Genomic DNA, 26,054 nt, shown 5'->3' with positions numbered 1-26,054 from the left:
TGCGGCCGCTGGCGCCGCGCCGTCAAGCATGCGGCGGGCGTGGATGCTAGATTGGAGGGTGGGTGCACGGGCAGGGCCGGGGGGAGCCGGGCCTGCCGCGCGGAGGCACCACCGCTGCGTATTTCATCGCAATCACCGGGGACTAGGGGGAAGCATGTTGCAGGTAACGACATTCGCCAAGGCGCGCCGCGTGGCGCCGGTGCTGCTGCTCGCCGCGCTGGCGGCCTGTTCCAAGCAGGAGGACGCCACCCCGGCCGCCGCGCCGGCAGCGGCACCGGCGGCGAGCGCGCCGGCCGCGCCGGCGGTCTCGGCCAAGGTGCAGTCGATGGGCACCGAGCAGTTGCACGAATCGGCCAGCCAGGCGCTGCGCGAGAACCGCATGTACGCCCCGGCCGGCAACAACGCGGTCGAGTACTACCTGGCGCTGCGCGACAAGCAGCCCGACGACGCCGGGGTGAAGAGCGCGCTGACCGACCTGATGCCGTACACGCTGATCGCCGCCGAGCAGAGCATCAACCGCGAGGACTTCCCGGAAGCGCAGCGCTTGGTCGCGCTGATCGAGAAGATCGACAGCCAGGCGCCGGCATTGCCGCGGCTGAAGCTGGGCGTGAGCAACGGCATCCAGTCCGTGGCGCAGCGCAGCCAGGAAGAGACCGACAAGGTCAAGAAGGAGGCCGAGCAGAAGGCCAAGCTGTTGGCCGAGCAGCAGAAGCAGGCGCAGCAGCAGGCCAGCGAGGCGCAGGCCGCGCAGCAGATCGCCGCACAGCAGGAAGCCGCGCGCCGCGAGAGCGCACGCCAGGAAGCCGAGCGCCAGGCCGCCGCCGCGCGCAGCGCGCCGGCAGCGGCTCCGGCCGCGCAGCCTGCCGCCACGCCCCCGCCGACCGCGGCGCCCGCGGCAACGGCCACCGCCGGCACGCAGACGCTGCGCGCGATCAGCACGCCGGCGCCGCGCTACCCGCCCGAAGCGCTGCGCTCGGGCACCGCCGGCGAAGTGCTGGTGGAGATCACCGTCGGCACCGACGGCTCGGTCACCAATGCGCGCGTGCTGCGCGCCACTCCGGCGCGGGTGTTCGACCGCGAAGCGTTGAACGCGACCAAGCGCTGGCGCTTCGAGCCGGTCAGCGCACCGGTGACCACGCGGCGCACGCTGGCGTTCAATCCCGGCGGCTGAGCCGCGCGCCATCGACGGCGAGCGCCCGGAACGATCCGCGCGCTTGTCGCCGCACTTGCGGCGGCGCGGCGTCGGCGGCGCGCCCGCAACGGCGCTGGCTTGGTCAGCGCTCGCCGGAGAAACGGCCCGCGCGCCAGGCGCGCCACGTCGCCGCCAGGCCGACCACCATGCACACCACCAACCCGGGCAACGAGGCTTCCGGACCGAACGCGCCACCGGTCAGCCATTCCGGGGCGCCGGCGCGTGCGGTGCTGTGCGCGATCGCGGGGCCCATCGCGGTGCCGGAGACGGCCGCGCCGAACAGATAGCCCTGGGTGAAGTTCCAGGCGACATGCACGCCGATCGACATCCAGAGGCGCCCGGTGAGGACATAGAAGGCGGCAAGCATGATGCCGGCCTCCAACGCGATGCAGACCGCGGCGAACACGGTCGCGTTCGGGTTGCCGATGTGGCCCAAACCGAACAGCGCGGCCGACGCGGCGAACGCCACCCACGGGCCGAAGGCTCTCCACAGCAGACGCAGCAGGATGGCGCGCAGCATCAGCTCCTCGACCACGCCCGCCTGCAAGGCCTTGCCGACCGCGCCCCAGGCCGGCGCCGGACCCGCGAACCGGATCTCGTAGAGGCCGCATGCGGCCATGATGCCCATGACCGCGGCGAACATCGCCGCACCCAGCAGCAGGCCGACCACCAGGTGCGGCAGCAACGGCCGCATCGCGATCTCGGAAGGCCAGCGGTCTTCGCACAGGCGAACGGCCAGCGCATAGATCGCCAAGGCGGTCGCGACCGACGCCAGGTACGGCGCGAGCTGCGCCAGGCCGGACGCTTCCGGCCACCAGGCGCCGACCCGCGCCGCCACCCACATGGACGAGGCGACGACCAGCAGGAACAGCGGGAAAACCCAGGCGACCGCCCTCAGCCAGCGCAGCCGCCCGGCGTGCAGAAAGCGACGTTCGCCGAGTTCGACCCGGCGTGCGCCGAACGCGACGGTCGCGCCGGATGAGATGGCCTGGCGGGGATGCGGATCGGAGTGCATGGAGTTCCGTGGACGTGCGTGGCGCATGGAATGGAACGGCGAGCGCGAGCCTGGCCGTCGCCGCGATCAGCGGCGACGGCCGGCGCCCCGCGCCTGCATCACCCCGAGATCGCCAGGCGCTCCTGCCGGTAGCGTCGCACCGCGGCCAGCCACAGCACCGCGGCCAGGCCGAAGCCGGCGACCAGGTACACCGCCCAGATCTGCAGGTCGATCGGCTCGCGGCGGATGATCTTCAGCAGCATCTGGTTCTGCGCCAGGAACGGCACCGCGAATTGCCACAGCGTGGTCTTCAGCGGATACACCATCAGCGCGTAGCCGGGCAGCATCGGCAGCAGCATCAGCCAGGTCATGTGGCTCTGCGCCTCCTTCATGCTCTTGGCCGACGCGGCCAGCACGGTCAGCAGCGAGGTGCCGATGAGCAGCATCGGCAGCAGCACGAACAGCATCTGCAGCATCGCCACGAAACCGACGTTGAGCTGGCGGCCGATGCCGCTGGCGACCTGCGCGCTGAGCTTGAACGCGAGCAGGGTCAGCAGCAGCGAGGCCAGGCCGACCACGCAGGCGGCGGCGATCTTGCCGCTGACGATGGCGCCGCGCGAGGCCGGCGTGGCCAGCAACGGCTCCAGCGATTGCCGCTCGCGTTCGCCGGCGGTGGCGTCGAGGATCAGATAGGCGCCGCCGATGAACGAGGTGATGCACAGCAAGACCGGCAGCAGCATCGCCAGCAACGCGCCGCGCTTGGCCTCGGGCGTGGCCAGGTCCTGGATGGCCATGTCCAGCGGCCGCGAGACCTGCGCATCGACGCCGCGCGCCAGCAGCCGCAACGCGCCGACCTGCTGGCTGTACATGCTCAGCGCCGCCTGCACCCGCGTGGTCGGAATGTCGGCATCGCGGCGGGTGCTGTCCTTGATCATCTCCACCAGCGCCGGCCGCCCTTCGCGCCAGGCGTTGGCGTAGTCCTCGTCGATCTTCAGCGCCAGGTCCACCTCCTGGCTGCGGATCGCCGCGGTCAGGTCCTTGGGCGGCGCGACCGCGTTCAGGCCTTGCGCGGCGAGGAACGCCACCAGGTTGGGCGCGCGCTCGCGGCCGATCACCGGGATGTTCAGCGGTTTGTCGATCTGGGTCCTGACCCGGCTCTCGGCCAGCGCGCCCATGCCCAGGATCAGCGCCGGATACAGCAGCGGGCCGAGCAGCAAGGCCAGCGCCAGGGTGCGGCGGTCGCGCGAGAGATCGCGCAATTCCTTGCGCATCACGGTGAAAACGGTGCGTAACAGGCTCATGCGTGCAGTCCCTCGTCGCTGCCGATCGCCTTGACGAAGGCGTCTTCCAGATTGTCTTCGCCGGTGAGGGCGCGCAGTTCGTCGGCCGTGCCGGCGGCCACCACCGTGCCCTTGGCGACGATGACGATGCGGTCGCACAGCGCCGCCACCTCCTGCATGATGTGGCTGGAGAAGATCACGCAGCGGCCTTCGGCGCGCAGCCCGCGCAGGAAGCCGCGCATCGCGCGCGTGGTCATCACGTCCAGGCCGTTGGTGGGTTCGTCGAGGATCACGTTGCGCGGATCGTGGACCAGCGCGCGCGCGATCGCGGTCTTGGTGCGCTGGCCCTGGCTGAAGCCCTCGGTCTGGCGGTCGAGGATGTCGTCCATGTCCAGCGCCGCCGACAGCAGCCGGGTGCGCTCGGCGATGCGCGCCGCCGACAGCCCGTGCAGCTCGCCGAAGTAGGCGATGTTCTCGCGCGCGGTCAGGCGCTTGTACACGCCGCGCGCGTCGGGCAGCACGCCCAGCGCGCGGCGCACCGCCAGCGGGTCCTGGCCGACGTCGATGCCGTCCACGCGCACCTGGCCCTGGTCGGGCGTCATCAGCGTGTACAGCATGCGCAAGGTGGTGGTCTTGCCGGCGCCGTTGGGGCCGAGCAGGCCGGTGATCTGGCCATCCGCCGCCTCGAAGCTGACGCCCTGCACCGCTTGCACGGTGCCGGCCTTGGTCTTGAACGCCTTGTGCAGATTGTCGGCGACGATCATGCGCGGTCCTCCCTGCGAAACGCTGCGCGGCTCATGGTTCCCATCCGTTGAATGAAGTGAAGGCCGGCACGCCGCTCATCGCGTCCAGGCAGGTGGCATCGAGCTGCTTGGCATCGGCGTTCTCGAAGAACTGGCTCAGCAGCTTGGGCATGCAGCCCAGGGTCATGGTGCCGTGGCCCTGGCCGCGCACCACCAGGTGGCGGCCGTTGGGCAGGCCCTGCAGCACGCGCGCGGCATAGCGCGGCGGGGTCACCGGATCCAGTTCGCCGGAGGTCAGCAGCACCGGCAGCGTGGAGGTGAACGGCGCGGTGAAATCGGCCGGGCGGGTGCCGGTCGGCCACGCCGGGCAGGCCGCGAAGAACATCTGCGCCACCTCCGGGCCGAGCAGCGTGTCGCCGCCGGCGGCAGGCGGGTGGTAGCGGTCGGCGTCCTCGGCGCAGATCACCGACCACTGCATGCCGCGGTTCATCTGCCCCTCCAGCTGCTTGCCCATCATCCGCGCCAGCGACATCAGCGGCGCATAGCGTTCGTGCGCGGCCTCGTCCAGCACCAGCGGCAGCAGCGATGCGGTCTGCGGCGCATACGAGAACGAGAACGCCAGACTGGTGACGGTGTCGGCGGTGACCCGGTCGTGCTTGCTCTCGCCGCTGGCCGGATCGCGGTAGTCCACCTCCACCGGCGCCTGCCGCAGCCGCTCCACCACCGTGCGCAACTGCGCGCGGGTGTCGGTGGGAAAGCGCTTGGCGCAGGCCGGCGTGGCCTTGCACTGCTCCGATTGCAGCTTGATCGCGTCCTCGAAGGTGGTGGCGAATTCGCCGCCGACCACCAGGTCGTTGGGCGCCACGCCGTCGATCACCACGCTGCGCGTATGCGCCGCATAGCGCGCCGCATAGTGCTGGGCGACGCGGGTGCCGTAGGAGCCGCCGATCAGGTTGAGCTTGTCCACGCCCAGCGCGGCGCGCACCGCGTCCAGGTCGGCGATGGCCTGGGTGGTGGTGTAGTAGCGCGGATCGGCGCGGCCCTGCAGCGACTGCGCGCAGCGCTTGGCGTAGTCGGCGATTTCGGCCGCGGTGGGCGCGCGCGCCGGATCGGCCAGCTGCATTTCCTTGCCGTCCGCGCCCAGGCAGGTCAGCGGATTGGACTGGCCGGTGCCGCGCTGGTCGATCAGGAACACGTCGCGGCGCTTGCGGGTTTCGCGCAGGGCGAAGTCGACGATGCTGGCCACCTCGGTCGCCGCCTGGCCGGGGCCGCCGGCGAGGAAGAACACCGGATCCGGATCGCTGCCGCCCTGCCCGGTGACCGGCAACCAGGCGATGTTGAGTTCGATCTTGCGTCCGCCGGGCGCTGCCGGGTTCTCCGGCACCGGCATGCGCGTGCACTGCGCCTCGACGTTGTTGGCGGCGACCGGGCTGGTCAGCGTGCAGGGGTGGAAGCGCAGCGTGCCGTAGCTGCGGCCCTCGTTCTGCGGCGCTGGCGCGTGCCCGGCCTGGCAGGCGGCGAGCAGCAAGGTCGCCGCCACGACGGCGAGCGGTCTGCATGGGTGTCGCATGGTTCGCATCCTTGAGTTCATGGCTTGCAGGATGCCATGCCGGGGCATGGCGTCGTAGGTGACCGATGGCAGGTCGGAGGGGTTACTCGGGATCGTCGAACAGGAACACCTGCTCGATGCTGTGCGCGAACAGCCGCGCGATGCGGAACGCCAGCGGCAGGCTCGGATCGTACTTGCCGGTTTCCAGCGCATTGATGGTCTGCCGCGACACGCCCAGCCGCTCGCCCAGTTCGCCCTGCGACCAGCCGCGCGCCTCGCGCAGTTCGCGGATGCGGCTGTTCATTGGTAGCGACGCGCATTCACGCCCTTGGTGATGCCGTAGGTCGCGCAAAGAAGCGGAAACACCCACAGCATCGCCGCCGACGCCGGCAACGCGATCATGCCCGCCGCCTGCAGGAAACCGGCGGTCATGTAGCCGCCGCTGACCAGCCCGGCGGCGATGGCGATGGACTCCAGCTCGATGCGCCGCTGCATCTCGTCCGAGTCGCGCACGAAGCGCGCCACCGCACGGATCACCAGCGCCACCAGCAGCGCCGGCAGCAGCGCGATCAGTACCCGCGCCCAGTCCGCCTCCACGCTGCCGAGCAGGCGCCTCCAGCACAGCATCACGCCGACGTAGAGCAGCATCGGCAGTCCGAACTCGCGGTAGTAGCGGCGCGCCAGCGCCGGCGGCGCGCTGTCGCGCAGGCTGCCCGGCGACCACCACAGCATCAGCGACAGGCACAGGCCGCCGACGCCGAGACCCATCACCAGCCCGCGCAGATAAGCGTCGCCGTGGAACGGCAGCCAGGGGATGGCCGCAAGCAGGACCACACTCAGGAACAGCACCGCGACCGCGTTGCGCTTGCAGCGGCTCACGGCCGGCCTCCGGCCGCAGCGCCGTCCGAGCCAGGACGGTACCGATCGAATCCCACCACCACGTTGCGCATACTGCCCCCTGTCAAGCACGCTTTACAGGAGGATGCGCGCGAATGCATCGACTGTCAAGCGTCCTTTACAGGGGGCAAAAAGCGACATCGGCGATCGACGCGGCCTGCACGCGATGCCGCCCACTCCCACGTCCGGGACAATCGCGGCCGCCTGCGCCGAGGCCGTCGAACCCGGCCAACCGCGCGTGCCGCGCGATCGGCGCGCGATCGGCGCGCGGCGCACAGGCGCTACTTGCTGCTGACGTACTTCTCGCGGCGGATGTGCTGCACCGGCAGGCCGGCGTCCTTCAGCGCATCGAAGCAGGCGTCGACCATGTTCGGGTTGCCGCACAGGTAGGCGACGTCGCCCTCGGCCTGCGGCGCGAACTCGGCCAGGAACTGCTGCACGTAGCCGTGGCGCACGTCCGCATGCGGCGCGTCGGGCAACTCGCGCGAGAAGCACGGCACGAAGCGGAAACCCGGATGCGCGTCGGCGAAGGCGCGGAACTCGTCGCCGTACAGCAGCTCGGCCGGCGTGCGCGCGCCCAGCAGCAGCACCACTTCCACGCCGCGCTCGGCCATCGCCGCCTCCAGCAGCGGCAGCATCGAGCGGTACGGGGTGACGCCGGTACCGGTGGCGATCAGCAGGTAGCGGCGGTTGCTGTCGCCCTGGCCGAGGCAGAAACGGCCGTACGGGCCGCTGGCCGAGACCTGCCCGCCGATCTCCAGGCCTTCGAACAGCGCCGTGGCCGCGCCGCCGGCGACGAAGCTGACCGCGATCTCGACCGTCGCATCGGCTGGCTGTGCCGGGTCGTGGCGGGTCGCCAGCGAGTAGCTGCGCTTGGTCGCGGTGCCGTCGGCGTAGTGGAAATGCACCTGCACGAACTGGCCAGGCACGAACGGCAGCGGCTGGCCGTCGTCGCGGACGAAGCGGTAGTGGCCGACGGCCGGGGCCAGCATGTGGCGGTCGACCAGTTTCAACGGGAATTGGGCAGGCACGCGGATGCAACAGTCTATGGCCGGGGCCGAGCCCACGAGGTCTTCTATAATAGCGGCTGCATTTCTTCAGCGCCGTCAACAGGGCGCGAAAGGTCCGCCTTGAATCCCGCCTCCCCGCTTTCCTCCTCCGCGCCGGTGCCCGCGCTGCGCGTGCGCGACCTGCGCAAGACCTACGACAACGGCGTGCAGGCGCTGCACGGCGTGTCGCTGGACGTGCTGCCCGGCGACTTCTTCGCCCTGCTCGGCCCCAACGGCGCCGGCAAGTCCACCCTGATCGGCATCATCAGCTCGCTGGTGAACCTCAGCGCCGGCCAGGTCGAGGTGTTCGGCACCGACCTGACCGCCCAGCGCAGCGCGGCGATGCGCCTGCTCGGCCTGGTCCCGCAGGAAATCAACTTCAACCTGTTCGAGAAGCCCTTCGACATCCTGGTCAACTACGCCGGCTTCTACGGCATGCCGCGCGCGCAGGCCGAGCGCCAGGCCGAAGTGGAACTCAAGCGCGCGCACCTGTGGGAGAAGGCGCAGGTGATGAGCCGCACCCTGTCCGGCGGCATGAAGCGGCGGCTGATGATCGCCCGCGCGATGATGACCCAGCCGCGCCTGCTGATCCTGGACGAACCCACCGCCGGCGTGGACATCGAGATCCGCCGCGACATGTGGCGCGTGCTGCGCGAGATCAACGCCGCCGGCACCACCATCATCCTGACCACGCACTACCTGGAGGAAGCGGAGAGCCTGTGCCGCAATCTGGCGATCATCGACCGCGGTCGCATCGTCGAGCAGGGCCCGATGCGCGAACTGCTGGCCAAGCTCGACGTGGAAGGCTTCCTGCTGGACATCGATGGCGAGCTGCCGGCGCAGTTGCCGGCGATCGAGGGCACCACCTTGCTGGCGCAGGACGCGCATACGCTGGACCTGGACATGCCGCGGGCGATGGACCTCAACCGGGTGTTCGCCGCGCTCGGCGACGCCGGCATCCGCGTGCGCTCGATGCGCACCAAGAGCAACCGCCTGGAGGAGCTGTTCGTGCGCCTCACCGGCGACCACAGCAGCGGCCAGCCCGCAGCCGTCGCCAGCGCCGCGGGCGCGGCGAACACGGATGCGCCGCAGCCCCCCGCCGCCACCTGATCCCTCTTTCGCCGGACGCCGATGAACAGCCCAATCCAACCGCACTCCCTCCTCCCCGAGACCACGCCGGCCCAGCGCAACTGGGTCGCGCTGGGCACCGTGGTGCGCCGCGAGGTCAAGCGCATCCTGCGCATCTGGGGCCAGACCCTGGTGCCGCCGGCGATCACCATGACCCTGTACTTCCTGATCTTCGGCGGGCTGATCGGCTCGCGCGTGGGCGACATGGGCGGCTACAGCTACATGCAGTTCATCGTCCCCGGCCTGGTGATGATGAGCGTGATCCAGAACAGCTACGGCAACATCAGCTCCTCGTTCTTCGGCGCCAAGTTCGGCCGCCACGTCGAGGAACTGCTGGTCAGCCCGATGCCGAACTGGGTGATCCTGTGGGGCTACGTCGCCGGCGCGGTGCTGCGCGGGCTGATGGTCGGCATCCTGGTGCTGATCATCGCCATGTTCTTCACCCCGGTGCGCATCCCGCACCCGCTGGTGACGCTGACCACGGTCCTGCTCGGCGCCACGATCTTCTCGCTGGCCGGTTTCATCAACGCCGTGTACGCGAAGAAGTTCGACGACGTGGCGATCGTGCCGACCTTCATCCTGACCCCGCTGACCTACCTGGGCGGCGTGTTCTATTCGGTGAAGCTGCTGCCCGGCTGGGCCGAGGCCGCCACTCACGCCAACCCGATCTTCTACATGGTCAACGCCTTCCGCTACGGCCTGCTCGGCAGCAGCGACGTGCCGGTGTGGGTAGCCTACGCGCTGATGCTGGGCTTCGTCGCGGTGCTGTCGGCGCTGGCGCTGTGGCTGCTGCGGCGCGGCGTAGGCCTGCGCAGCTAGTCGAATGCCGCCCTGACGCGCGCTGGCGTCAGCGCGTGTCACCGATACCCGAACAGGTCGCGTTGGGTCGGTCAGGTCGCAGCCGGCACTGCGTGGCACAGCGCCTGACGGGCGCCGCACCCGCCGGCTGGCGGCCGCCAACCCACGCGTAGGGCCGCTCTTGCGCGTGCACGGCACCGCGTCATCGCGCCCGCATGAACACGTTGTTCATTTGCCTGCGCTTGCCTCACGCACGCGCAAGCGTGGCGCGATCCGTTAGGGGATGGATGACACGCCCTGGGGTTGGGGCTTGCGCACGGCATTGCTATCCTCGGCCCACAGGGGTTTTACCGGCCCGCTCGCCGCGGGCCGTACGAGGAGCAAGGAATGAACCGATACATGGCAGTCATCGCGGCGGCACTGCTGGCGGTTACCAGCGGCGGGGTTCACGCTCAGGACGATGGCATCGTCAACTTCGGCAAGATCGTCGGCGGCAATGCCGCCAACGGCAAGGCCTGCGGCGCCACGCAGGCGCAGGTCGACGCCTACAAGGCCAAGCAGCAGAAAGCGATGCAGGGCCTCTATGCGCAGGCGCCTAACTTCTCCGGCGACTTCGACAAAGGCTACAAGCAAGGGCTGCAGAGCATGCAGAAGGTGCATGCCGACGGCACCTACAAGCCCGATGCCGAACTGTGCAAGAAACTGCTGAGCGACATGCGCTGAGCGCATCCCGACCCTGCCCCAGAGAATTCCGATGACCGCGATTATCCCCACGGCGCGCCGCGCCGTTCTCAGCGCCTGCCTGGTCCTGATCGCCGCCGCTGGCGGTTGCAAACGTTCCGAACCGCAGCCGGCGGCGCACGCCGATGCCGAGGCGCAGCCCGCATCGGGCGCAGCGGCGACGCCCGCGCCGGCGGCGGCAGAACCGGCCAAGCGCTTCGACGCCGCCAGCTTGCCGGTGTCCGACGCCCCGCTGGGAAGCTTCCCGTATCTCGGCCTTCCCGACGGCTACGTCACCAAGGACGCGCCGGTCCGCAACGACTTCGACCGCGCGCCGTTCTGGACCGGCGACCGGGTCGAGTGGGTGGAAGGCAAGATCTACGCGGCCGCGATCGGCACCGCCGAGGGCAAGCCCTATTCGCCGCTGGAACTGTCGCGCAACATCCAGAGCATGGTGGAATCGCTGGGCGGCCAGCGCATCGCCAGCGGCCAGCTGCCGGCGGACGCGAGCAAGGCGATCGGCGACAGCAACGCGGCGGTGACCTACGTCGGCGGCATCGGCGACATCTACAACGCGCCGGCCGAGACCTATGTCATCCACCGCGCGGATCGGGACATCTGGATCCATGTGTGCAGCGGTGGCGGCGGCGGTGGGCTGCTGATCGCCGAGACCAAGCCGTTCCAGGCCACCGCCAAGGTGCTGCCGGCCGATGCGCTGCAGCAGCAGCTGGCGTCTGCGGGAAAGGTCGCCATCCAGGTCAATTTCGCCTCCGATGCGGCGCAGATCCTGCCCGACTCCAAACCGCAGCTGGACCAGGTGCTGCAGTTGCTCGAGGCCGACCCGGCGCTGCGCCTGGCCGTCAACGGCCATACCGACGACAGCGGCGACGCCGCGCACAACAAATCGCTGTCCGAGTCCCGCGCCAGCGCGGTCGTGGCCTACCTGACCGGCGCCGGGATCGCCGCCGATCGCCTGCGCGCGGCCGGTTTCGGCCAGGAGCAGCCGATCGCGCCGAACACCACGGAAGAAGGCAAGGCGCGCAATCGCCGGGTGGAACTGGTACGCGTGTAACGCGACGGGCATGGGCGGTGGGCATCCACCGCTTGCTCGAGTGCACCGATGGAATCCGGGACCGATGGAATCCGGAATGGCCGTGCAAGGAAGACGCGGCCTGAATAGGCATCCATATGGCATTCGCCGCAGTTGCAGCCGCCCGGTGCGCGCAGCTCCCGGCAGGCCGGCAAAAACAATCGGAGTGGACCTTTCGCTCCATTGCCGCCTGCCGCCAGGCGCGCCTACAGGGCCGCCTTTCACCAACGCGCGCGATGACCCGCACCGCCCACGCCCAGGACCCTCTGGCGCGATCGCGTGATCGGAGGCCTCGCCCATCTGATCGGCATCGCCCGATCCTCGTCGAGGGCGCGCGAACCCCGTACCCGCCAAGTGCATCACCCGATTCGTCAGCGATTTGACGCGCGTCGCTCGCGCCAAACACGTATCGAACGAATACTCCCGAATTCAGAATAGAGTGAACCGTTTAATGAAACGCTGCGCCTGAAGTTTGACTCAATTATGGGATATGCATTCCTTTTCCCGCCAAAACCTTAACGCAAGCTTTCTTGTAACGGCAATATCTTGACGATAAAGTGGCTACGTCCGCGATACATTTGCCAATGCATGTCAAGCGTGGGCCAAGGATCAGTTTCATATCTGTGAGTGTTTTCACTTATGCAACCCACACGCCTACACGCAACCGCGCGGACGTAAGTGTGCTGCCGGTGCAGTGGGCGCCAGAGCCAAGGAGAGGAATCAAATGAAGAACCAGCGCAGGCATATCCGTTTCGGCCGCAAGCAGCTCGGCCAGGGCATGACCGAATACATCATCATCACCGCCCTGATCGCGATCGCGGCCATCGCCGCCGTCACCTTCTTCGGCGGCACCGTGCGCAGCCAGGTCGCGGGCATGTCCAAGGAACTGTCGGGACAGAGCGCCACGCAGTCGATCAACCGGGCCAAGAACCAGTCCAACAGCGCCCAGACCGAGGCCGACAAGACCAAGGGTATGGACGCGTACAACAACAAGTAATCGCACTTGTTGGCGTAAAGGTCATGGGTGCCCGGGCGGCAGACGCTGCCCGGGTACGTTCCAATTAACTTCCGACGTGCCGATGACGACGCTGTAGGGAGTGCATTCGGCAAAGGAATTGCAGATGCGTGCAGCGTTCGCAATCGCGAAATCGCGCGTGCCGCCCCGTTTCGACGGCAAGCGCGGCATGGCCGGGCAAGCCATGGTGCTTGGCCTGGTGCTGATCCTGGTGCTGTGCGTCGGCGCGATCGTGCTGTTCGACAGCGGCCAGGCGGTCAACAAGAAAGTCGAACTCACCAACGCCGCCGATGCCGCCGCCTATAGCGTCGCGGTGCAACAAGCGCGCGCGCTCAATTTCGCCGCATACATGAATCGCGGCCGCGTCGCCAACGAAGTGGCGATCGCGCAGGCGATCAGCCTGTATTCGTGGATGAACCAGTTGCACGGGACCACGATCATCATTCGCACCACGATGGATGTGCTGTCGGCCATTCCCTATGTCGGGCCGATCTTCAAGGCCATCGGTGTCGCATTCAAGGCGGCGGAAAAGATATTGAAAGCCGCACGCAAGGCATACAACCCGGTCGCGCAAGCCATGGTGACCGCCCTCGACGAACTCAACGGCATCTTCGCGACCGCGGCCACTGCCGTGATCGAAGGGGTGTCGCGCGTGGACGGGATGCTGGTCGCGAAGGAGGTCGTGGAACGAAACTCGAAGAACGCCAGGATAGGCGCTGTCGGGCTGGGCGTGCTCGGCGAGCAGTTGCTGACCTCGGAAAACAAGTTTCTCGATACCCACCGCATCCCGCGCACCACCGGTGGCGGCAGCGCGGCGCAGCGCGCCGGCGCGGACCGCTTCCGCAACGTGGTGATGCAGTCGCGCGACGGCTTCGGCAAGGATCGCGGCGACCGCTTCGGGCTCGGGCTGATCCGCTTCGAGAGCACCGGCGGCACCGACATGGTCGACTACAACCGCTGGGCGGCGCTGGATACGATGGCGCTGGACATCAACCTGCCGTGGCCGCTGCCGGACATCGACATCCCGCTCGGCTGGGGCGGCGCGCAGGCAGTGGACCGGTACAAGAACCAGCGCTTCCTGCGCGGCTTCGGCAACGGTCAGGGCTGGTATTCGGACTGGGACCGGCGCCGCTACCGTCCCTATGGCGACAGCCTGCGCAAGAACGGCTTCGTGACGCGCCTGGTCGACGGCGACGCCAACGTGGCGATGGACGGCGGCCAGCACAAGAAGGCGTTCTTCACCGGCTACAACGGCCTGCGCGACTACCACGACGTCAAGAAGAACAAGGCGATGCGGCCGTACGCCAGCAGCGGCAGCGAGATCTTCGACGACAACGCCGGGCCGGTGTTCACCGTCTATGCCGAGACCGACATGCGCAATGCGCGCACCAGCTCCGCGATCGACGGCATCGGCGGACCGGCCGGCTCGTCGATGGCGACCGAAGACAAGGCGCAGAACAACAAGCTGTCGGCGCTGTCCTCGGCGCAGGTCTATTTCAACCGGCCGCCGAACTATGCGCTGTTCCGCCGCGGCGACAACAAGGTGGAATCCGGCAACCTGTTCAGCCCGTACTGGCAGGCGCGCCTGGTGGATACGCCCAACAGCATCAAGGTGCTGGTCGCGGGAGTGGGCGGAATATGAGCCGTGCCGCGACACGTTTCCGCCGTGCGTCGCTGCCCGCGGCGCTGGTGCTGCTGTGCGGCTGCAGCGCGACCGCGGAAGGCACCGGCGACGCGGAAGACACCCGCGGCTCGATGCCGCCGATCCACGTCAGGCAGACCGTGGAGCTGACCCGCAACGGCGTCAACGAGGCGCGCCAGAACTACCTCGATGCGATCCGCGACTGCCAGGCCGGCGGCCTGCAGAGCCGTCCGCTGCGCGACGAGGACATCGCCCTGCTCGGCACCACCCGCTACGAGCTGTGGTTCGACCGCGACACCGAAGTGGTGCGCCAGACCAGCTGGGAAGTGGCCAACGACGGCCCGGGCGGCACCTGCCTGTTCCGGCTGCAGACCACCGGCAACCAGGAAACCACCACGTCCTCGCGCTACCAGCAGGTCGACCTGGCCACCGGCGAGCAGACCGACGACGCGGCGCCGGACGATGCGCTGGCGCGCATGCCCGCGGAGAAGAGCGACACGGTCGCGCTGTCCGGCTTCAGCGGGCCGACCCAGCGCAGCGTCGCCGGCCAGCCCTGCAACGAGTGGGTCAAGCCGTCGGGCCTGCGCCAGTGCGTGTGGTCGGCCGGCGCCAAGTGGGGGTTCACCCCGGAACCCTTGAACGAATATCGCCCGAACCGCGGCTTCATCGTGCTCGCGCAGACGCCCGGCCGCGACCCCGATTACACGGTCACCACCCAGGTCATCAGCGTCGGCAAACCGTTCGATCGGGCCGCGCTCGAAGCCCCGCGCGCGCGCGGGAAACTCAACTAGGAGGAACGCGAGCATGCGCCAGCGTCGACAACCGCGGCTGCGCGGACGCCAGGACGGCCAGAGCCTCACCGAGGCGGCGGTGCTGTGCGCCGTGCTGGTGCCGCTGTTCCTGCTGATTCCGATCATGGGCAAGTACATCCACCTGCGCCAGGCCACGCAGCAGGCGGCGCGCGCCGCAGCGTGGGAAGCGACCGTGGCGAAGGACTACACGCTGCCGGCCAGCGCCCGCATGCGCGACCTGACCGTGGATCGCCATTTCGGCAAGGCCGACGCGCAGATCGTCAGCCGCGCCAGCACCGGCAACGCGCGCGACCAGGTCGACAACCCGCTGCTCAACACGTTCTCCAACCAGGCCCTGGTCGAGCGCGGCGACATCCGCGTCGATGCCTACAAGAACGAGCGTTCCTCCGGCATTCTCGACCGCATCGGCAATCTGATCAGCAAGATTCCGGGCAATTTCCCGCCCAACGACAAGGGCCTGGTCACCGCCAGCCTCAGCGTCAGCGTGCAGGACCTGAAACTGGCCAACGGCGGCTCGGCGGCGTTCCTGGAACCCTTCGACCAACTCGGCCTGCGCATGCAGGGCAGCAATACCCTGCTGACCGATCCGTGGAACGCGGCCGGCCCGGGCACTGCCAAGAATCCGACCAGGCGCTCGGTCATCGGCCAGGTGCGGACCCTGGTCCCCACCTCGCACCTGAGTGAGGCCGGCAAGATGTTCGACGGCCTGAGCATCATTCCCATCGTCGGCACCATCAGCCGGTTCGATCCGGGCTACGTCGCCCCGGATGTGGTGCCCGTGGACAAGCTGGAACCGTATGCCAGGCCGCGCTGACCGTCTGCTGTGCCTGGCGCTGGCCGTGCTGGCGCCGGCGCTCGCGCATGCCGCCGACTGGCCCGAGGTGCCCGAACCCGAGGGCGCCAAAGGCGAGTGGGTGTCCAAGCACATGATCTACAACGGCCTGCACATGCGCTCCTCGCGCTACACCGCGAACCAGACGCCGCAGCAGCTGGTGGCGTTCTACTGGAAGCAGTGGCCGGGCCAGGTGGTGGTCAACGAGGTCGGCAACAAGACCATCGTCGGCCATGCCGAGGGCGAGCACTACGTCACCATCGAGATCACCGGCGCCGGCGCCGGCAGCGAGGCCCAGGTCGGCATCGTGCGCCTGCTCAAGGAGAAACCGCGCAAGGCGCCCGGCGCGGATTTCCTGAAGCCGTCGGGCACCACGGTCGTCAACGATATCGAGTACCTGGACAACCCCGGGCGCACGCTGGCGCTGGAAAGCCCGCTGTCGCCCTATCAGGGCGAGGCGTTCTACCGCAATCGGCTGCCGGCCGAAGGCTGGAGCCAGCAGTCCTCGGCCACCGCCTGCTCGATGATCTCCAACAGCTGCGTGAGCAGCTACAGCAAGGGCAAGCAGCAGATGACCCTCACTTTCAACCGCCGCGAGAAGGGAACTTCCATCGTGGTCAACCAGCTCCAGCAATGAGGATCAACGCCTTGAGCCCTGTTTCCCTGTCGTCCGTCCGGCACCAACGCGGCGCCGCGCTGATCGAGTACAGCATCGTCACGCTGCTGGCGGTGACCGTGCTGGTGGCCCAGCCCAATATCGTCCTGGAACTGGTCGATGCGTTGCGCAAGGCCTATTCCAGCTTCACCTATGCGCTGTCGCTGGGGTGGCTATGAAAGGGGCCGGATTCAAGCCGAACCGCAACCTGCTGTTCATCGTGGTCGCGCTGGGGCTGGGCGCGCTGGCCGCCTTCGTCGCGGTGCGCTACGTGCAGGGCGCCGTCGCCGCGCGCACCGCCAAGGTCGGCGAGACGGTGGCGGTGGCGGTGCCGAAGTCGGACATGGAGCCGGGCACGGTCGTCACCACCTCGGACCTGGCGGTGCGCGAAGTGCCCGCCGATCTGCAGCCGGCCGATGCGGTGACGCCGGAGAACGTGGACGAGTACAGCGGGCGCATCCTGCGCGCGCCGGTGCGCCAGGGCGCGCCGCTGGGGGCCAGCGCCCTGGTCCCGCTGTACGACCAGTTCTCGCGGGTGATCAAGCCGGGCAACGTCGGCTACACGCTGCCGGTGGACGAAACCAACTCGATCTCGGGGATGATCGCGCCCGGCGACCATGTCGACATCCTGTTGACCGTGGAGCAGGAAAACGCGGGGTCGCGGGTCATCCCGCTGCTGGAGAACATCAACGTGCTGGCCACCGGCAACCGCGTCGGCGACACGCCGGTGCAGGAAGACCAGCAAGGCTTCTCCAACATCACCCTGGAACTGAACCCGCAGCAGGCCGAACGCCTGACCGTGGCCGCCAAGGCCGGGGCGATGCGGGTCATGTTGCGCCAGGTCGAAGACCGCAATCCGTTCGGCCTCAACGGCCTGACCCAAAAGGAACTGCTCGGCACCGCCAAGGCGGGCGGCGGCGGCAGTGGCGTCGAATTCATCATCGGAGGCAAAGGCTGACGCATGCGCAGGACTACATGGAGTGTTTCCTTCCTTCCCATGCTCGCAGCCGCGACCATGACCATCGGCGGCAACGCACAGGCGCAGACCCAGCAGCAGACCGGATTGGTGCCTGTGCCGGTCACCGTCGCGCCCGAATCCAGGCCCGCGGCGCCGCCCACCAGCGGCAACCAGGCACCGGTGCCGATGGGCGGCAGCGGCTTTCCCGCGCCGGTGCCGGATCCGGCCTATCGCCGCGCCGCGGGCTCGGCCGTGGTCACGCCGTTGCCCGAGCGCGCGCGCATCTATGCCGGCCAGGCCGCCGTGCACAGCCTGCCGCAGGCGCTCAAGCGCGTGGCGGTCGGTAACGGCGAACTGGTCCAGGTGACCAACATCGGCAAGCGCGAACTGGTCATCATCGGCCAGAAGCCGGGTGCCACCAGCGTGCACCTGTGGCTGCAGGACGGACGCCAGATCGACGTGCCGGTGGAGGTGATGGAAGGCAACGCGCCGGCGACGGTGGAGACGGTGCGCACGCTGCTCGCCGACGTCCCCAACCTGGGCGTGCATGCGGTGGCCGACCGCGTGGTGATCACCGGCCAGGACATCAATCCCGGCGTGGCCAAGCGCATCGAGGCGCTGCAGAAGCTGTATCCGACCCTGCTCGACTTCACCTCCGCCGACCCGGTCGGCATGCGCCCGATGGTGCTGATGGACGTGAAGATCATGGAGTTCGACAGCAACGCGCTGGAAGAGCTGGGCATCCAGTGGGACAACGTGATCCAGGGGCCGGTCGGCGGGCTGCTGAAGGACTTCACCACCAACGACTACTACCGGATCAATCCGCAAGGCAGCCCGGCCGCCGGCGTCGTCCTGCCCAATCGCGTGCCCGGCACCCAGGCCTTCTTCGGCATCGCCACCCAGATCGGCTCGGCGATCAACCTGCTGATGAACAAGGGCAAGGCGTTCCTGCTGGCGTCGCCGCAACTGAGCGCGCGCAGCGGCGGCCAGGCCAAGTTCCTGGTCGGCGGCGAAGTGCCGATCCCGATCCCGCAGGGCTTCGGCCAGGTCACCGTGGACTTCAAGGAATACGGCATCAAGCTCGACATCGAGCCGCTGGTCAACGGCAACCAGGAAATCTCCACGCGCCTGCTGGCCGAGGTGAGCCGCATCGACCCGACCGTCAGCGTGCAGGGCGTGCCCGGCTTCACCACGCGCCGCACCGAGTCCGAATTGAACGTGCGCGCCGGCGAGACCATCGTGATCTCCGGGCTGATAGATTCCAGCGCGCAGCAGGACGCGAAGAAATTCCCGTTGCTGGGCGAGATCCCGATCCTGGGCAAGCTGTTCCGCTCCGACGGCTTCCGCGGCAACCGCACCGAACTGGTGATGTTCGTGACCCCGCGCATCATCACCCCCGATTCGCAGGAAAACCTCGATGGCCTGGAGCACGGGCGGCGCATCCAGGAACGCGGCCAGGAAGCGATGCCCAAGCGCAGCAAGGAATACGTGCAGTAGTTCTTCCCCCCCTCGCTCTCCGTAGACAGAACCATGTTCAACATCCTCATCGATACGCCGAACCGCGACCAACGCCATGTCCGCTGCCTGCACCGCGAATGCGGCATCGGCCGCGGCGACGGCAATCTGGTGGTGCTGCAGGGCTGGAGCATCGCCCAGCAGCATGCGGCGCTGAAGCGCGAGGACGACGGCATCTTCATCGAGGCCTTCGGCGGGCGCGCGTCGGTGCTGGTCAACGGCGAAAAGGTGTCCGGCAGCCGCGGGCCGCTGAGCAGCCGCGATCTGGTGCAGATCGGCGACTACCGCCTGCAGGTGGTCGGCGACGAGCCGGAGACCACGGCGCCGCGCCACGACCCGGCCACGTTCAATGCGCCGGCCGCCGCGCCTGCGGCGGCGCTCGCCGACCCGGCGACGGCCGCGGCCAACCAGCCGATGGCCGAGGTGCAGGAGCAGCGGCAACTGGCGCGTCCGCAGGACCTGCCGCCGGACATCGCGGTCTATCGCGCCAAGGTGCACGCCTCGCTGGTCAAGCAGATGGACCTGCGCCGCCTGGACGTGCGCAGCATGGGCGACGATGCGTTGCGCGCCGCCACCATCGCGCTGATCGACGACGTGCTCGAACGCGAGTTCGCCGACCTGCCCAAGACCATCAACCGCCGCCGCCTGGCCAAGGAAGTGCTGGACGAGGCGATCGGCCTGGGGCCGCTGGAGGACCTGATCGAGGACAACACGGTGACCGAGATCATGGTCAACGCCTACGACCAGATCTTCATCGAGCGCGCCGGCCGCATCGAGCAGTCGCCGGTGTGCTTCACCAGCGACCGCGCGGTGCTGTCGGCGATCGAACGCATCGTCACCCCGCTCGGGCGGCGCATCGACGAGAGTTCGCCGATGGTCGATGCGCGCCTGAAGGACGGCTCGCGCGTCAACGCGATCATTCCGCCGATCGCGCTGCGCGGCCCCAGCATCAGCATCCGCAAGTTCTCCAAGCGCAAGCTGGAGGGCAAGGACCTGATCGACTTCGGCTCGCTCAATGCGCCGATGCTGGAATTCCTGATCATGGCGGTGCGCGAGCGGCGCAACATCGTGGTCACCGGCGGCACCGGCTCGGGCAAGACCACGCTGCTCAACATCCTGTCCAACTTCATCCCCGACACCGACCGCATCGTCACCATCGAGGACGCGGCCGAACTGAAGCTGGTGCAGCCGAACCTGGTCGCGCTGGAGGCGCGCCCGCCGAACATGGAAGGCAAGGGCCACATCTCGATCCGCGACCTGGTCCGCAACGCGTTGCGCATGCGCCCGGACCGCATCGTGGTCGGCGAGTGCCGCGGCGGCGAAGCGCTGGACATGCTGCAGGCGATGAATACCGGCCACGAGGGTTCGCTGACCACCGCGCACGCCAACAATCCGCGCGAGGCGCTGTCGCGCCTGGAAGTGATGGTGATGATGGCCGGCATGGAACTGCCGATGACCGTGGTGCGCGAACAGATCTCCTCGGCGGTGGACTTGATCGTGCACCAGAAGCGCTTCCCCTGCGGCTCGCGCAAGGTCAGCCACATCACCGAGATCACCGGCGTGGAAAGCGGCACCATCCAGCTGCAGGACGTGTTCCTGTTCAAGGCCAGGTCCAGCGCCGGCCGCGACGGCAAGGTCACCGGCGACTTCATCGCCACCGGCGCGGTGCCCGAGTTCTACGAGGAACTGGCCGAACGCGGCGTGCCGGTGGACCTGTCGATCTTCCGCAACGGCGGCCAGGGCAATGGATAACATCTGGCTGGTCGCCCTGCTCGCGTTCAGCTGCGTCACCGTCTCCGGACTGTTGCTGGTGCGGGCCAGCGCGAATTTCATGCAGCGCTACCACGAGCGCTTCGTGGATACGGCGCGGCTGAACCTGGCCGACATGTTCCTGTTCGTCGACCCGCAGATGCTGTTCGTGGCCAACGGCGTGGTGCTGGCGCTGATCCCGCTGCTGCTGTGGCTGATCAGCGGCAACCTGCTGCTGCCGGTGGTCGCGGTGATCGTGCTGGCGGTGGCGCCGCGCAAGATCTACCTGTGGCTGAAGCAGCGGCGGCTGGACCAGATCCAGCAACAGCTGCCCGACAGCCTGCTGATGATGTCCGGCAGCCTGCGCGCCGGCGTCGGCTTCAATCCGGCGCTGGAAGCGCTGGCCCATGACGGGCAACCGCCGCTGGCGCAGGAACTGGCGCTGATCCTGCGCGAGCAGCACATGGGCGTGCGCACCGACGAGGCGCTGGACAACTTCGCCAAGCGCGTTCCGATCGCCGACGTCAAGTTGTTCGTCGCCGCGGTCGGCATCTCGCGCGAGGTCGGCGGCAACCTGGCGGAGAGCCTGTCGACCCTGGCCGAGACCCTGCGCCGCAAGCTGATCATGGAAGGCAAGGTCAAGGCGCTGACCGCGCAGGGCAAGCTGCAGGGCATCGTGATGGCGATGCTGCCGGCCGGCCTGGTCGGCTTCCTGGTGCTGTTCTACCCGGAAACGATGAACCCGATGTTCCATACCCTGCTCGGCTGGTGCGTCATCGCGCTGATGTGCGTGCTCGAGTACCTGGGCTACCGCATGTGCCGCAAGATCATGACGATCGACATATGAACTGGATGCTCGCCCTGGTCGCGCTGCTGGCGCTGGCCGCCGTTGGCCTGGTGATGTTCGCGCTGCGCGGGCTGCTGCAGGCGGTGCCGCAGGACGATCGCAACTACCAGGATCCGCTGCCCTCGGCATTGCGCCTGCTGTGGCCGCTGGTCACCGCGGCCACGCACCTGGTCGGCCCGCGGCTCAAGTCCGCGCAACTGGAACGCGCGCATCGCAGCCTGCAGTCGGCCGGGCAGGACTTCGTGCTGACGCCGGAGGAGCTGTACGGCACGCGCATCGTCGCCGCCTGCGCGGTCAGCGTGGTGTTCGCCGTCATCGTGATGCTGCTGGGCAAGTTCAGCATGGGCGCGCTGTCGATGTGCCTGCTGTTCGGCATCCCGCTGGGCTGGATGTATCCGACGCTGTGGCTGGGCGAACGGCGCAAGCAGCGCAGCAAGCACGTCGTGCGCGACCTGCCGACGTTCCTGGACTTCATCACCATGGCGGTGGAGGCCGGCCTGAACATCACCGGGGCCATCGAACAATCGGTGCAGAAAGGCCCGCCCGGACCGCTGTCGCAGGAGTTCTCGCGGATGCTGCGCGACCTGCGCGCCGGCCTGCCGCGCGCCGAGGCGCTGCGGCGCATGGCCGACCGCATGGACATCTCGCAGATCTCCAACTTCACCAGCGCGCTGATCCAGGCCGACCGGGTCGGCGCCAGCCTCAGCGAAACGCTGCGCTCGCAGGCCATGCAGCGCCGCGAGGAACGCTTCCTGCGCGCCGAGAAACTGGCCCTGGAAGCCCCGGTGAAGATGATGCTGCCGCTGGTGCTGTTCTTCTTCCCGCTGATCTTCGTGGTGCTGGCCTATTTCATCTATCTGCAGATGAAGCAGCAGGGGATCCTGTGAGGTGCGGCACGCTGCGCCGCGATGGCGAGGTGCTGCTGCACAGCGTGTGGCGCGCCGACACCTGGTGGCTGCGCCTGCGCGGCCTGCTCGGGCGCGCGCCGCTGCAGTCCGGCCAGGGCCTGTTGATCGAGCCCTGCAACAGCGTGCACACCTTCGCCATGGGCTACCCGCTGGACCTGCTGTTCTTCGACCGCGACGGCCATGTGCTGGAGTGGCGCGAGCGCATCAGGCCCTGGCGCGGCGCCGCCTGCCTGCGCGCGCACGCCACGCTGGAACTGGCGGCAGGCAGCCTGCAGGCGCTGCAACCGACGCGCGGCGAGCGCCTGGCCTGGTGGCCGGCCGAAGCTTCCGCCGCATCCCGACCGACCGCGCTTGCAGGAGAACGTCCATGAACGCATTGCGTCACGTGCCGCGCCGGCAACGCGGCCAGTCCCTGGTCGAGTTCTGCGTGGTGGTGCCCACCTTCCTGTTCCTGGTGCTGGTGATCTTCCAGTTCATCCTGATCTATCGCGCCAAGACCGTGCTGGACTACGCCACGTTCCAGGCGGCGCGCGCCGGCGCGGTGAGCGGGGTGAAGCGGGGCGACATGCAGGACGCGCTCGCCGGCGGCCTGACGCCGCTGTTCGTGCAGTCGCCGGACACCGCCAACGCACTGCTCACCAAGCAGAAGATCAAGCTGACCGAGGTGCTGATCTTCTCCAAGATCGAAGTGATCTCGCCGACGCGCGCGGCCTTCAACGAATTCCGCGAACGCCAGTACGATGGCCGTTACGCGCTGCCCAACGACAGCCTGGCGTTCCGCAACGCCAACATCGGCGGCAGCCAGGTCAACGTGCAGGACGCCAACATCCTGAAGATCAAGGTCACCTACCAGATGCCGCTGATCGTGCCGTTCGTCGACCGCGTCATCGTCGGCCTGTCGGATCTGGTCAGCGGCGGCGAAAGCTATCGGCCGGTCTCGATGTTGATCGAGGAGCCGATCAGCGGCCATCGCCGCATGCCGATCGAGTCCTACGCGGTGGTGCGCATGCAGTCGCCCATCTACGACAGCGGCAACCTTGCGCGCTGAACGGCTGGCCGCGGCGTTGCTGGCCGGCACGCTGTGCCTCGTCAGTGCCCCGTCGCGGTCCCAAGCGACGGACGCGGCGGCAGAAGGGCCACCGCCGCCGCAGGCCAGGCTGCAGGGACGCGCGTACGGCTTCGGTCCGCTGGGTCCGAAGCAGGCCGGCGACTCGGTCCAGGTGGAGGTGCGCCTGCGTGGCGAAGCGATCCGCATCGACTTCGTCGGCGCGCACGCGCCCGACGCCTACCTGGTCGCCCCCGGCACCCGCGGCCGCGCCTGGCTGATCAGCCGCTCCGGCGACTACCGGCTTCCGGTCGCCGACGCCAGCGGGCCTTACTGGTACGACCCCAAGGACCCCTGCGCACGGATCGGCGGGCGTTGCGCGCCGGCGCCCGGGGAGTTCATCGCCGGCCGCCTCGCCGCGGGCTGGCGCTACCAATCCGCCACGCAAGGACCCGACGGGACCACCACCGGCACGCTGTGGCTGGACGGCAACGGCCTGTTGCTCGGCTACCGCGGCCGCATCGGGAACCGACGCGACGAACGCAGCCTGCGCGTGGACACGGTCAGCTACGAACCCGTGCCTGCAGACGCCTTCGAGCCGCCGGAAGGCTTGCGCACGCCGGGCACGCCCGCGCCGCGGCGCTGAACCCAGCCGGCGCCGCTGCTACCATCGGCGCATGCGCATCCTGATCCTCGGCGCCGGCGCGACCGGCGGCTACTTCGGCGGACGCCTGGCCCAGGCCGGCGCCGACGTCACCTTCCTGGTCCGCCCGGCGCGGGCCGAACGCTTGCAGCGCGACGGGCTGCGCATCCGCAGCCCGCGCGGCGATGCCGACATCGCGGTGGCCACCCTGACCGCCGACACGCTGCCCGCCGCGGCCGCGGCGCGCCCGTTCGACCTGGCGATCCTCAGCTGCAAGGCCTACGACCTGGACAGCGCGCTGGACGCGCTGGCGCCGGCGATGGGCCCCGGCACCACGCTGCTGCCGATCCTCAACGGCCTGCGCCACTATCCGGTGCTGGACGCGCGCTTCGGCGCCGACCGCGTGCTCGGCGGCCTGTGCTTCATCAGCGCCACGCTGGGCGCGGACGGCGCCATCGAGCACCTGGCCAAGCCGGCCTCGCTGACCTTCGGCGAGCGCGACGGGCGCGGCGCCGACAGCGCGCGCGTGCGCGATCTGGCCGCGGCCTGCGCGCAGGCCGGCATCGACCACCTGGCCGCGCCGCGGATCGCGCAGGAGCAGTGGATCAAGTACACCTTCCTGACCGCGCTGGCCGCGGCCACCTGCCTGATGCGCGCGCCGACCGGCCGCATAGTCGCCAGCGACGACGGCGTGGCGCTGCTGCGCGGGCTGTATGCCGAATGCACGGCGGTCGCCGCCGCCGCGGGCGAACCGGTGCCGGAAGCGGCGCAGGCCAACGCGCTGCAGTTGCTGACCCAGCCCGGCTCGCCGATGAAGGCGTCGATGCTGCGCGACCTGGAAGCCGGGCAGCAGGTGGAAGCGCAGCACATCGTCGGCGACATGCTGGCCCGCGCCCGCGCCGCCGGCCATGCCGCACCGTGGCTGCTGGCCGCGTACTGCCACCTGCAGGCTTACCAGGCCGGGTTGGCGCCAGGCTGAAGGCATGGCGGCGGGCGACGCCGCCACAGCGACGCGCCTCGCAGCGGGGCGGCTTACGCTCTGCAGGCCCTCCGGCGCACCGCCATGCGCCGGCATGCGTGTGGTGCGGGCGGGCCCGGCCGCGACACGCGTCGCCATGGCGCTGTCCGGCCGACACGCGTCGGGACTGAAGTCCCTCCCACAACGCACCCCGCCCGGCCTGCCATCGCGCGTGCAGGAGTGGTTGCAACCGCGACAGGCACTTACTCCGGTCACCGGGGCCGCGAGGACGCGCCGAAGCCGATGCCCGAGGCCATCCGCCGCCGCTGCAATCCCCTGATCAGCCTGACCGGGCAGCGCAATCCGCCAGGCGGCAGCCGCCTCCGGGCACCGCGGAACGCATTGCGTGCCTGGGAGTCCTCGGCTGCGGCAGGTGTGCCCCGTCCATCGCGCCTCTTCGCGCGCCGCTGACGCCCGCCCCGCCTATGCTCGCCGACCTGACCACGGCGAGCGGCGATGAAGTTCATGGAAAAACTATTCCGCGGCGGCCATTTCCTGATCATCCTGCTGTTCCTGCTGTGCGCCGCCGGCCTGGTGGCGATGGCGGTGCTGGAGCTGTGGCACGGCCTCACCCCCGGCGGCGACCTGGTGATCCGCGACCGCTTCAACGTGGTGCTGGAGGCGATCGGCCTGCTCACCGTGGCGCTGGTGACGCTGGAACTGGGCCAGACCATCTTCGAGGAAGAAGTGCAGCGCGACGTCAAGATCAGCGGCCCCACGCGCGTGCGCCGCTACCTGTCGCGGTTCTTCGTGGTCATCGTCATCGCGCTGGCGATCGAGACGCTGGTCTCGGTGTTCGAACTGATGCACGACGACCCGGCCAAGCTGCCCTACGCCACCGCGGTCGGCCTGTGCGCGGCGCTACTGCTGATCGCCTGGGGCGTGTTCGTCAAGCTCAACCGCAGCGCCGAGGAACTGGAACCGGAAGCGATGGCCGAGGCCAAGCGCGAGGACGCGCAGATCGAATAGCGCCGA

The 26,054-nt window shown here is 69.0% G+C and carries 28 protein-coding genes; 21 read left to right on the top strand and 7 right to left on the bottom strand.

The window, feature by feature from the left end; genetic code table 11:
• Positions 1-154: 154 nt before the first annotated feature.
• Positions 155-1,171: an energy transducer TonB gene (locus AB3X10_RS01790; protein WP_369978535.1), complete on the top strand. Its 1,017-nt coding sequence runs from the start codon at positions 155-157 to the stop codon at positions 1,169-1,171.
• A 103-nt stretch (positions 1,172-1,274) separates the two neighbouring features.
• Here the strand turns inward: AB3X10_RS01790 and AB3X10_RS01785 are convergent, their stop codons facing one another.
• From AB3X10_RS01785 to AB3X10_RS01755, 7 genes are all read right to left on the bottom strand, one after another.
• Complete coding sequence (locus tag AB3X10_RS01785; RefSeq protein WP_369978533.1) at positions 1,275-2,207, bottom strand: CPBP family intramembrane glutamic endopeptidase; 933 nt, start codon at positions 2,205-2,207, stop codon at positions 1,275-1,277.
• Between the two features lie 98 nt (positions 2,208-2,305).
• Complete coding sequence (locus tag AB3X10_RS01780) at positions 2,306-3,487, bottom strand: ABC transporter permease (protein WP_369978531.1); 1,182 nt, start codon at positions 3,485-3,487, stop codon at positions 2,306-2,308.
• A complete protein-coding gene (locus AB3X10_RS01775) occupies positions 3,484-4,230 on the bottom strand; it encodes an ATP-binding cassette domain-containing protein (RefSeq protein ID WP_369978528.1) in 747 nt (248 codons plus the stop codon). Before AB3X10_RS01775 ends, AB3X10_RS01780 begins: the two co-directional genes overlap by 4 nt.
• A 31-nt stretch (positions 4,231-4,261) precedes the next feature.
• The gene (locus AB3X10_RS01770; protein ID WP_369978526.1) at positions 4,262-5,779 is read right to left on the bottom strand and encodes an alpha/beta fold hydrolase; all 1,518 of its coding nucleotides are present in this window, start codon (positions 5,777-5,779) and stop codon (positions 4,262-4,264) included.
• 82 nt (positions 5,780-5,861) lie between these two features.
• The gene (locus AB3X10_RS01765) at positions 5,862-6,062 is read right to left on the bottom strand and encodes a helix-turn-helix transcriptional regulator (RefSeq protein ID WP_145706917.1); all 201 of its coding nucleotides are present in this window, start codon (positions 6,060-6,062) and stop codon (positions 5,862-5,864) included.
• Positions 6,059-6,637 carry a hypothetical protein gene (locus tag AB3X10_RS01760; RefSeq protein WP_369978524.1) on the bottom strand — a complete coding sequence of 193 codons (579 nt, stop codon included), beginning with the start codon at positions 6,635-6,637 and terminating at the stop codon, positions 6,059-6,061. Before AB3X10_RS01760 ends, AB3X10_RS01765 begins: the two co-directional genes overlap by 4 nt.
• 299 nt (positions 6,638-6,936) lie before the next feature.
• Positions 6,937-7,647, bottom strand: a complete 711-nt coding sequence (locus tag AB3X10_RS01755) for an FAD-binding oxidoreductase (RefSeq protein WP_369981600.1) — start codon at positions 7,645-7,647, stop codon at positions 6,937-6,939.
• A 138-nt stretch (positions 7,648-7,785) separates the two neighbouring features.
• On the opposite strand from AB3X10_RS01755, the gene AB3X10_RS01750 reads away from it, so the two are divergent.
• From AB3X10_RS01750 to AB3X10_RS01655, 20 genes are all read left to right on the top strand, one after another.
• A complete protein-coding gene (locus tag AB3X10_RS01750; RefSeq protein ID WP_369978522.1) occupies positions 7,786-8,814 on the top strand; it encodes an ABC transporter ATP-binding protein in 1,029 nt (342 codons plus the stop codon).
• A 21-nt stretch (positions 8,815-8,835) separates the two neighbouring features.
• Positions 8,836-9,651, top strand: coding sequence for an ABC transporter permease (locus AB3X10_RS01745; protein WP_369978520.1), 816 nt, complete (start codon positions 8,836-8,838; stop codon positions 9,649-9,651).
• Between the two features lie 366 nt (positions 9,652-10,017).
• On the top strand, positions 10,018-10,353 hold the full coding sequence (locus tag AB3X10_RS01740) for a hypothetical protein (protein WP_369978518.1): 336 nt from the start codon (positions 10,018-10,020) through the stop codon (positions 10,351-10,353).
• 31 nt (positions 10,354-10,384) lie between these two features.
• On the top strand, positions 10,385-11,422 hold the full coding sequence (locus AB3X10_RS01735) for an OmpA family protein (RefSeq protein ID WP_369978516.1): 1,038 nt from the start codon (positions 10,385-10,387) through the stop codon (positions 11,420-11,422).
• A gap of 742 nt (positions 11,423-12,164) precedes the next feature.
• The gene (locus AB3X10_RS01730) at positions 12,165-12,437 is read left to right on the top strand and encodes a pilus assembly protein (protein WP_145706949.1); all 273 of its coding nucleotides are present in this window, start codon (positions 12,165-12,167) and stop codon (positions 12,435-12,437) included.
• Positions 12,438-12,594: 157 nt separating this feature from the next.
• Entirely contained in the window at positions 12,595-14,097 is a 1,503-nt protein-coding gene (locus AB3X10_RS01725; RefSeq protein WP_369978514.1) for a pilus assembly protein TadG-related protein, read from the top strand.
• A complete protein-coding gene (locus tag AB3X10_RS01720) occupies positions 14,094-14,888 on the top strand; it encodes a hypothetical protein (protein WP_369978512.1) in 795 nt (264 codons plus the stop codon). Before AB3X10_RS01725 ends, AB3X10_RS01720 begins: the two co-directional genes overlap by 4 nt.
• Before the next feature lie 13 nt (positions 14,889-14,901).
• A complete protein-coding gene (locus AB3X10_RS01715; protein ID WP_369978510.1) occupies positions 14,902-15,723 on the top strand; it encodes a hypothetical protein in 822 nt (273 codons plus the stop codon).
• A complete protein-coding gene (locus AB3X10_RS01710) occupies positions 15,707-16,378 on the top strand; it encodes a hypothetical protein (RefSeq protein ID WP_369978508.1) in 672 nt (223 codons plus the stop codon). The genes AB3X10_RS01715 and AB3X10_RS01710 overlap by 17 nt, the downstream gene beginning before the upstream one ends.
• 11 nt (positions 16,379-16,389) lie before the next feature.
• Entirely contained in the window at positions 16,390-16,575 is a 186-nt protein-coding gene (locus AB3X10_RS01705; RefSeq protein WP_369978506.1) for a hypothetical protein, read from the top strand.
• Positions 16,572-17,354, top strand: coding sequence for a Flp pilus assembly protein CpaB (cpaB, locus tag AB3X10_RS01700; protein WP_369978504.1), 783 nt, complete (start codon positions 16,572-16,574; stop codon positions 17,352-17,354). The genes AB3X10_RS01705 and cpaB overlap by 4 nt, the downstream gene beginning before the upstream one ends.
• Positions 17,355-17,393: 39 nt before the next feature.
• Entirely contained in the window at positions 17,394-18,851 is a 1,458-nt protein-coding gene (locus AB3X10_RS01695; RefSeq protein WP_369978502.1) for a type II and III secretion system protein family protein, read from the top strand.
• A gap of 33 nt (positions 18,852-18,884) precedes the next feature.
• Positions 18,885-20,621: an ATPase, T2SS/T4P/T4SS family gene (locus AB3X10_RS01690; protein WP_369978500.1), complete on the top strand. Its 1,737-nt coding sequence runs from the start codon at positions 18,885-18,887 to the stop codon at positions 20,619-20,621.
• On the top strand, positions 20,614-21,465 hold the full coding sequence (locus AB3X10_RS01685; RefSeq protein ID WP_369978498.1) for a type II secretion system F family protein: 852 nt from the start codon (positions 20,614-20,616) through the stop codon (positions 21,463-21,465). Before AB3X10_RS01690 ends, AB3X10_RS01685 begins: the two co-directional genes overlap by 8 nt.
• The gene (locus AB3X10_RS01680) at positions 21,462-22,352 is read left to right on the top strand and encodes a type II secretion system F family protein (RefSeq protein WP_179571058.1); all 891 of its coding nucleotides are present in this window, start codon (positions 21,462-21,464) and stop codon (positions 22,350-22,352) included. The genes AB3X10_RS01685 and AB3X10_RS01680 overlap by 4 nt, the downstream gene beginning before the upstream one ends.
• Positions 22,349-22,744 carry a DUF192 domain-containing protein gene (locus tag AB3X10_RS01675; protein ID WP_369978496.1) on the top strand — a complete coding sequence of 132 codons (396 nt, stop codon included), beginning with the start codon at positions 22,349-22,351 and terminating at the stop codon, positions 22,742-22,744. Before AB3X10_RS01680 ends, AB3X10_RS01675 begins: the two co-directional genes overlap by 4 nt.
• Positions 22,741-23,421 (top strand): TadE/TadG family type IV pilus assembly protein, encoded by a 681-nt coding sequence (locus AB3X10_RS01670; RefSeq protein WP_228322437.1) that lies wholly within the window; start codon positions 22,741-22,743, stop codon positions 23,419-23,421. The genes AB3X10_RS01675 and AB3X10_RS01670 overlap by 4 nt, the downstream gene beginning before the upstream one ends.
• Positions 23,411-24,064 (top strand): hypothetical protein, encoded by a 654-nt coding sequence (locus tag AB3X10_RS01665; RefSeq protein ID WP_369978494.1) that lies wholly within the window; start codon positions 23,411-23,413, stop codon positions 24,062-24,064. Before AB3X10_RS01670 ends, AB3X10_RS01665 begins: the two co-directional genes overlap by 11 nt.
• Before the next feature lie 31 nt (positions 24,065-24,095).
• Positions 24,096-25,040: a 2-dehydropantoate 2-reductase gene (gene panE / locus AB3X10_RS01660; protein ID WP_369978492.1), complete on the top strand. Its 945-nt coding sequence runs from the start codon at positions 24,096-24,098 to the stop codon at positions 25,038-25,040.
• Between the two features lie 495 nt (positions 25,041-25,535).
• The gene (locus AB3X10_RS01655) at positions 25,536-26,048 is read left to right on the top strand and encodes a hypothetical protein (protein WP_145706987.1); all 513 of its coding nucleotides are present in this window, start codon (positions 25,536-25,538) and stop codon (positions 26,046-26,048) included.
• Positions 26,049-26,054 lie beyond the last annotated feature (6 nt).

It is taken from the genome of Xanthomonas sp. DAR 80977, assembly GCF_041240605.1.
GTDB lineage: Bacteria > Pseudomonadota > Gammaproteobacteria > Xanthomonadales > Xanthomonadaceae > Xanthomonas_A > Xanthomonas_A bundabergensis.
The sequence above is the reverse complement of the archived record's forward strand: the minus strand, read 5'-3'. Positions and strand labels throughout refer to the sequence as shown.